The following is a 4,396-nucleotide window of genomic DNA, read 5'->3' on the forward strand; positions in this document are numbered from 1 at the left end:
AGATGTTGAACGGGCGACCGAAACGACCGATACGCTCTTGCCTAAAGATCGCCGGGCCTCCATCCTCCCGTTTTACGGCGATATAACAAAGTAAAAACAGCGGGGAGAATACGATCAAGGCCAAAAACGCCAGCGCACAATCCCCTATACGTTTTACATTGCGCTCGAAAGCGTTCATCCCATCAAAGATAACCTGTTCCGATTCCTCCACCGACACTCCTGTCCGTGTTACGGTTCCATTCTTTTCCATAATTATAAGTTCGTTGTTATTGTTTACCTTTCTATTTCTTCTTGTCACCGGCCTCGAAACCGTAACCATAGCCGTAGCCATAACCGTATCCCTTGCCGTAGCCGTATTTCTTCCCGTAACCGTAGCCGTAGCTGTTCTTGCGCTTCGTCATGTCAAGGCCGTTGATGACCGTCGCGAGCTTCGGGAACTTACGCTCACGCCGTAACACGTTGATGTAGTTGAAACCGGCCTTCGGTGTCACGTCCGCACGGCAGACGTACACGCACATGTCAGCCACACGGCCGATGATCGCCGTGTCCGTAACCATGCCGATAGGGGCCGTATCCAAGATGACATAGTCGTACCGTTCCTTCAACCGGGCGATAGCCCTCTCCAGCACGTCACGGGCGACCAGCTCAGTCGGGTTCGGGGGGATAGGACCGCCCGGGAGGATATCGAGGTTAGGGCTGATATCGGATCGCTGGACCATGTCGAACAACTCCACGTGATCCGGGTCGCTCAGGTAGTTCGTGATGCCCTCCATCTTACGGGAGATATTGAACACCCTGTTCAAGCCCGGCTTGCGGATGTCCATGCCGACCACCACCACCCTCTTGCCCAAGTAAGCCAAGCTCACCGCCAAGTTGCCAGCAACGAAAGACTTGCCCTCGCCCGGTTGCGTGGAGCTGAAAAGGATCACACGCTCGTCCTTGCCAAGCATGAACAAGAGGTTCGTGCGCAACCCCCGAAACATCTCCTCCATCAGGTCGTTCTTGTTCTCACGCACCACGATCGAGCCCTCACCCGTCTTCTTGACCAACGGGAGCTCCGCCAAAATAGCCACGCCCGTGATCGCCTCAACGTCCTCACGGTTCTCGATCTTGTATTTCAACAGGTCATGAAGGTAGACAATGCCCACCGGGATCGCCAGGCCCAAGATCAACGCCGCAAGCATGAAGACCATCCTCTTCGGGGCGACAGGACGCTCATCGGCGAGCGGCTCCTCGATGATGCGGCCGTTGTTCGCCGTGGCCGCCAGCGTGATGGCGTTCTCCTCACGCTTCTGCAACAGCATGATGTACAACGTGGCCTTGATCTCCTGCTGGCGGGAGATCGTCATGAACTCCTTCTCCTGCCTCGGGGCGTCGCTGATGCGGCTCTCGAACTTGCTCGCCTGACGGTCGATGTCCGCCTTGGCGATCTGGAGGCCCCTCAGGACGCTGTTCACCGTCGTCTTCACGTTGCGGCGCATAGCCTCGATGCCGGCGTTCATGTTGATGATGGCCGGGTTGCTGTCCGAAGAGGTACGCAACAGGCGCTTGCGCTCGATGATCATCGTGTTGTACTGGTCGATGACAGAGGTGAGGTTTTGATCCCGCAGGCCCACGTTGGCAGGGATCACCTCGTCCATGTTCGCAGGATCGTCGATATAATTGCGGAGATACTGCACCAAGTTGATCTGCGTGGCGTTCTCCGTACGTTGTTGCTCATACCTCGAGCTTTCCTGCAACGCCATCTGGGCGTCGCTCGTCAAATTCGTCAAGCCCGAGCGTTGCTTGAAGGCAGCGAGCTCGCTCTCCGTAGTGCCCAGCTCGCCGTTGATGATGCCGATGCGCTCCTCGATGAACTCCGCCGTCTTCTGCGCCACCTCGTTCTTCTCGTCGTTGGCGTCTTGGTTGTAGAACGACACAAGGCGATTGATGAAGTCCACGCCTCGTTGCCGCACCGTGTTCTTCAAGGATACCTTGGCGATCGTCGTCGTCTTGGACGAGGGCGTCACGCTCAACTCCTTGCCGTAAGCCTCGGCAGTAGACGTGGGCGTATGGACGTGGGCCACCAGCTCGATCTCCCCGCCCTCCAGCTCCGGTATGGAATCCATGCCCGTGAAACTGAAAACCCCCACGGGGGTGGACAATATGGCGGGGAGCCTGTCGAAGCCCTGCTCCATCGTCTCCCAGTCACCCTCCTTATCGATCTTATACTCGGCCCTCACGCCCAGCCTCCCGTCCACGGTATAGCGCATGCGCAACTCCACGGGGGCCACCAGACGGTCCGCCTCCTCGGGGGTGATGAACACGTTAACGGGGGAGTTCCTGTATAACGGGGGGTTGAAGCCCAAGGCGTTCGACTCCTCCATGTCGATATACAGGCCCATGTCGTTCACCACCTTCTTGATCAACGTGCGGGACCTCAGGATCTCGACCTCGTTGTCGAAGTTGCTCGTCATCGAGAGCATGCCGAGGTCCTGTATCGCAGCCAAGCCGCTGGCGGCGTTAGCCCCCTTCTTCTCGTCCTCCTTGATCAGCACCGACGACGTGACGTTATACACCGGCGTCTGGTAACGCAGGAAGACGTACATCCCGATGCAGCAGGCCAGCACGCTCGCCACGAACCAAGGCCAATAAACCATATACTTGAAAAACACGGCGTAAAGATTGATCTCACGCTCCTCCCCCTCCGGATTGTTATTATTATTGTTGCTTGTATTTATACCATCGTCCACCATCTCTCTAAATTTTCAATTCTCAATTCTCTATTTTCAATTATTTAAGTATGTTCACCAACAGGCCGGCGATCGAGACCAAGATCGAGATCGAGCTCACCCACAACGTCGTGCTGTTACCGATATCGGAGTTCTTCGCCTTCGTCTCGTTCGGCGTGACATAAAGGATGTCGTTCTGTTTCAAATAATAATACGGAGAGGTCACGATTCCGGCGTTGTTCAGGTCAAGGTTGATGATCCCGCGCTTCCCGCTCTCGTCCTCGCGGATCAGCTTCACGTTGTCACGTAAGCCGTAGATCGTCATGTCGCCGGCCATCGCCAACGCCTCCAGAACGTTCACCTTCTCGTTCCCGATCGTGAAGCTGCCCGGACGGGCCACCTCGCCCAAGACCGAGATCTTGTAGTTCGCCATGCGTACCGTCACGATGGGCGCCTCCTTCAAATAAGGCCTCAATCTCTCACGGATCAGGCTCTCCGCCTCGTTCTTCGTCAAGCCGCCGACCCTCAGCGTACCGATCACAGGGAAGTCGATCTCGCCGGAGTTGTTCACGAGGTATTGCTGCAACGTGGGTTGCGTCGTCGTGTTGATGTTCGTCAGGGCCGCGTTCAACGGGGTCTGCACCGTCAGGTTGAACGGGGCCGCCGCCTGCGGGTCCGTCGTGTTGACCGTGATGCTCAACAGGTCCTTGGGCATGATCTTGGCGTCATACAGGGGAAGCGTCCCCTCGAGATCGTTCACCGCCTCCGGGTTCTGGAGGTAGGGAACGCTCTTGTAAGACGTACACGCCGCCAGCAACAGGGGCAGCGAGAATAGGAACAGTAGTCTTTTGATCTTCATATTATTTTGTTATCGTTTTTATTTCTTTAAACACGGAACACACGGACTTAGCGGAAAAGGCGGGAGAAGAGACCTCCCGGCCTCTCCGGCTCGTACTCCGACTCGTATTTACGCGTCAGGTCCTCGTAGGACAGTCTCTTGGTCACCATCTCGTAGATCGTGCCCCAGTCCGGGAGGCCGCCGAGGTTGCGGTCATCGATGAATACGTCCGCTTTCAACTTGCGGGAGAAGTGGTTGTTCCGGCCTCTCTCCTCCTCCGGGTAGTCACGGTTCACCGCATAGAACTCCAGCCCGCGCTCGCGGCAGAAGGCCAGCGCCTCCTCCAAGAGCCCGCCCTCACGGACCGTCCAAAGGATCAGCTTATGCCGATCCGATTGTAATTTCCTCAACGTCTCGATGGCGAAAGGAAGCTCACGCCCGATCGCCGGATACTTATGCTCGACGATCGTACCGTCGAAATCTACCGCTATTATCATCTCTTTAATTCTCAATTTTCAATTCTCAATTATAAAAGGGCCGGACCACCGGACGGCCGGAGTGGTATATGTTAAAGCGGGGTCAGCCTATCGGCCAAAGCCAAGGGGTCTCCTAGCCGCTAGAGACGGCCATAGCCATCCGGGGGATCCGACCGTTTCTTTTCTGCCCTTATCTAATTCTCGCTTAACCGGGGCAAGCCCACCACCTCACTGGCGTGCCATTCACGGTAGTCCGCCAAGGAAAACCCGGGGACGGTCAATAGCTTGTAATCCGACCCGTCTCTTCTCAAGATATGCTTGCGAGTATATGAGCGGAGCGAGCGATCCGTAACGGACACCATCACGATCGG

The 4,396-nt window shown here is 56.3% G+C and carries 4 protein-coding genes; all 4 read right to left on the minus strand.

Going from position 1 to position 4,396, the window contains the following annotated elements; translation table 11 throughout:
- Nucleotides 1–250, minus strand: a 250-nt coding sequence (locus tag DWX33_RS22035; protein WP_199713357.1) for a sugar transferase, incomplete at its 3' end; no start/stop codon positions are given.
- A gap of 31 nt (nt 251–281) precedes the next feature.
- Nucleotides 282–2,735 carry a tyrosine-protein kinase gene (locus tag DWX33_RS22040; RefSeq protein WP_122381048.1) on the minus strand — a complete coding sequence of 818 codons (2,454 nt, stop codon included), beginning with the start codon at nt 2,733–2,735 and terminating at the stop codon, nt 282–284.
- Nucleotides 2,736–2,772: 37 nt separating this feature from the next.
- Entirely contained in the window at nt 2,773–3,570 is a 798-nt protein-coding gene (locus DWX33_RS22045; protein ID WP_122381049.1) for a polysaccharide biosynthesis/export family protein, read from the minus strand.
- A gap of 47 nt (nt 3,571–3,617) precedes the next feature.
- On the minus strand, nt 3,618–4,046 hold the full coding sequence (locus DWX33_RS22050) for a BT0820 family HAD-type phosphatase (RefSeq protein ID WP_122381050.1): 429 nt from the start codon (nt 4,044–4,046) through the stop codon (nt 3,618–3,620).
- Nucleotides 4,047–4,396: the final 350 nt, after the last annotated feature.

This window comes from Parabacteroides sp. AF19-14 (assembly GCF_003635485.1).
Lineage (GTDB): Bacteria > Bacteroidota > Bacteroidia > Bacteroidales > Tannerellaceae > Parabacteroides > Parabacteroides distasonis.

Bases quoted from the DNA above. Each gene is read 5' to 3' on its own strand.
- DWX33_RS22040 (WP_122381048.1), bottom strand. From the start codon at position 2,735: ATGGTGGACGATGGTATAAATACAAGCAACAATAATAATAACAATCCG.
- DWX33_RS22050 (WP_122381050.1), bottom strand. From the start codon at position 4,046: ATGATAATAGCGGTAGATTTCGACGGTACGATCGTCGAGCATAAGTAT.
- DWX33_RS22045 (WP_122381049.1), bottom strand. From the start codon at position 3,570: ATGAAGATCAAAAGACTACTGTTCCTATTCTCGCTGCCCCTGTTGCTG.